At 50.8% G+C, this 3,318-nt stretch carries 2 tRNA genes and 1 rRNA gene; all 3 read left to right on the top strand.

What is annotated here, in order from left to right:
- Nucleotides 1–25: 25 nt before the first annotated feature.
- The 3 genes from RUGAMON1_RS32475 (at nucleotide 26) to RUGAMON1_RS32465 (ending at nucleotide 3,293) form a co-directional block, all read left to right on the top strand.
- A tRNA-Ile gene (locus RUGAMON1_RS32475) sits at nucleotides 26–102 on the top strand.
- A gap of 12 nt (nucleotides 103–114) precedes the next feature.
- Nucleotides 115–190, top strand: a tRNA-Ala gene (locus RUGAMON1_RS32470).
- 230 nt (nucleotides 191–420) lie between these two features.
- Nucleotides 421–3,293, top strand: a 23S ribosomal RNA gene (locus RUGAMON1_RS32465).
- Nucleotides 3,294–3,318: the final 25 nt, after the last annotated feature.

The raw sequence follows: 3,318 nt of genomic DNA, 5'->3' as shown, positions 1-3,318 counted from the left end.
CTGTAATGAATAAAGAACAGCATTTGGGGCTGTAGCTCAGCTGGTTAGAGCACCGTGTTGATAACGCGGGGGTCGTTGGTTCGAGTCCAACCAGCCCTACCAGTCTTACCCAATGGGGGATTAGCTCAGCTGGGAGAGCACCTGCTTTGCAAGCAGGGGGTCGTCGGTTCGATCCCGTCATCCTCCACCAAAAGTTCAAACGTAAGCGACGCCAGATGGGCGCATGTTTAGGTTTGGTCTTTTAGAGACCAAGTGCTGTACGTTCTTTAACAATCTGGAAGAAGTAAGTAAATTTTTATGTACCCATGCGGGGAACCGCGTGGGTGGGTAATGATTGTATGTATCAACAAACGCAACAACGTAGTACTTCTTATTTCTATAACCGCTCCTTTGTTTAGTCGCAAGGGGCTAACGTTATAGGGACAAGTGAATAAGTGCACATGGTGGATGCCTTGGCGATTACAGGCGATGAAGGACGTAGTAGCTTGCGATAAGCTGCGGGGAGCTAGCAAACAAGCTTTGATCCGCAGATTTCCGAATGGGGAAACCCGGCCTTTTAGGTCATTGCATACTGAATACATAGGTATGCAAAGCGAACGCGGCGAACTGAAACATCTAAGTAGCTGCAGGAAAAGAAATCAACCGAGATTCCCAAAGTAGTGGCGAGCGAAATGGGATGAGCCTGCACGTTTTAGCATGACGCATAGAAGAATCCTCTGGAAATAGGAGCCATAGCGGGTGATAGCCCCGTATTCGAAATGCGATGTGTGGAACTAAGCGTGCGACAAGTAGGGCGGGACACGAGAAATCCTGTCTGAATATGGGGGGACCATCCTCCAAGGCTAAATACTCGTAATCGACCGATAGTGAACCAGTACCGTGAGGGAAAGGCGAAAAGAACCCCGGGAGGGGAGTGAAATAGATCCTGAAACCGTGTGCATACAAACAGTAGGAGCGGACTTGTTCCGTGACTGCGTACCTTTTGTATAATGGGTCAGCGACTTACATTCAGTGGCAAGGTTAACCATATAGGGAAGCCGTAGAGAAATCGAGTCCGAACAGGGCGATAGTCGCTGGGTGTAGACCCGAAACCAAGTGATCTACTCATGGCCAGGATGAAGGTGCGGTAACACGCACTGGAGGTCCGAACCCACTAATGTTGAAAAATTAGGGGATGAGCTGTGGGTAGGGGTGAAAGGCTAAACAAACTTGGAAATAGCTGGTTCTCTCCGAAAACTATTTAGGTAGTGCCTCAAGTATCACCATCGGGGGTAGAGCACTGTTATGGCTAGGGGGTCATCGCGACTTACCAAACCATTGCAAACTCCGAATACCGATGAGTGCGAGCTTGGGAGACAGACGTCGGGTGCTAACGTCCGGCGTCAAGAGGGAAACAACCCAGACCGCCAGCTAAGGTCCCAAAGATTGGCTAAGTGGAAAACGAAGTGGGAAGGCTAAAACAGTCAGGATGTTGGCTTAGAAGCAGCCATCATTTAAAGAAAGCGTAATAGCTCACTGATCGAGTCGTCCTGCGCGGAAGATGTAACGGGGCTAAGCCAGTCACCGAAGCTGCGGATATGCGTAAGCATATGGTAGGAGAGCGTTCTGTAAGCCTGCGAAGGTGTCTTGTAAAGGATGCTGGAGGTATCAGAAGTGCGAATGCTGACATGAGTAGCGATAATGGGGGTGAAAAGCCCCCACGCCGTAAGCCCAAGGTTTCCTGTTCAACGTTCATCGGAGCAGGGTGAGTCGGCCCCTAAGGCGAGGCAGAGATGCGTAGCTGATGGGAAGCAGGTTAATATTCCTGCACCGTCGTATGATGCGATGGGGGGACGGATCGCGGAAGGTTGTCTGCCTGTTGGAATAGGCAGTTTCTGGTTCATAGAAGGCGCTTAGGCAAATCCGGGCGCGTAATTCAAGGGACTGGGACGAGGCACTTAGGTGCTGAAGCAATCGGAAGTGGTTCCAAGAAAAGCCTCTAAGCTTCAGTCATACGAGACCGTACCGCAAACCGACACAGGTGGGCGAGATGAGTATTCTAAGGCGCTTGAGAGAACTCGGGAGAAGGAACTCGGCAAATTGGTACCGTAACTTCGGGAAAAGGTACGCCCTTGTAGCTTGGCTGATTTACTTCAGTAGGGTGAACGGGTTGCAATAAACTGGTGGCTGCGACTGTTTAATAAAAACACAGCACTCTGCAAACACGAAAGTGGACGTATAGGGTGTGACGCCTGCCCGGTGCTGGAAGATTAAATGATGGGGTGCAAGCTCTTGATTGAAGTCCCAGTAAACGGCGGCCGTAACTATAACGGTCCTAAGGTAGCGAAATTCCTTGTCGGGTAAGTTCCGACCTGCACGAATGGCGTAACGATGGCCACACTGTCTCCTCCCGAGACTCAGCGAAGTTGAAGTGTTTGTGATGATGCAATCTACCCGCGGCTAGACGGAAAGACCCCATGAACCTTTACTGTAGCTTTGCATTGGACTTTGAATCAATCTGTGTAGGATAGGTGGGAGGCTTTGAAGCGGGGACGCCAGTTCTCGTGGAGCCAACCTTGAAATACCACCCTGGTTCATTTGAGGTTCTAACCTTGGCCCGTTATCCGGGTCGGGGACAGTGCATGGTAGGCAGTTTGACTGGGGCGGTCTCCTCCTAAAGTGTAACGGAGGAGTTCGAAGGTACGCTAGTTACGGTCGGACATCGTGACGATAGTGCAATGGCATAAGCGTGCTTAACTGCGAGACTGACAAGTCGAGCAGGTACGAAAGTAGGACATAGTGATCCGGTGGTTCTGTATGGAAGGGCCATCGCTCAACGGATAAAAGGTACTCTGGGGATAACAGGCTGATTCCTCCCAAGAGTTCATATCGACGGGGGAGTTTGGCACCTCGATGTCGGCTCATCACATCCTGGGGCTGTAGCCGGTCCCAAGGGTATGGCTGTTCGCCATTTAAAGTGGTACGTGAGCTGGGTTTAAAACGTCGTGAGACAGTTTGGTCCCTATCTGCCGTGGGCGTTGGAAATTTGAAGGGGGCTGCTCCTAGTACGAGAGGACCGGAGTGGACAGACCTCTGGTGTACCGGTTGTCACGCCAGTGGCATTGCCGGGTAGCTAAGTCTGGAAGAGATAACCGCTGAAAGCATCTAAGCGGGAAACTTGCCTTGAGATGAGATTTCCCAGAGCCTTGAGCTCTTTGAAGGGTCGTTCGAGACCAGGACGTTGATAGGTCAGGTGTGGAAGTGCAGTAATGCATTAAGCTAACTGATACTAATTGCCCGTACGGCTTGTCCCTATAACCTTAGCAGGTTATGGTGAAT

This window comes from Duganella rhizosphaerae, from assembly GCF_040364205.1.
Taxonomy (GTDB): Bacteria; Pseudomonadota; Gammaproteobacteria; order Burkholderiales; family Burkholderiaceae_D; genus Rugamonas; species Rugamonas rhizosphaerae.
This window is presented reverse-complemented; position numbering and strand designations above follow the sequence as displayed.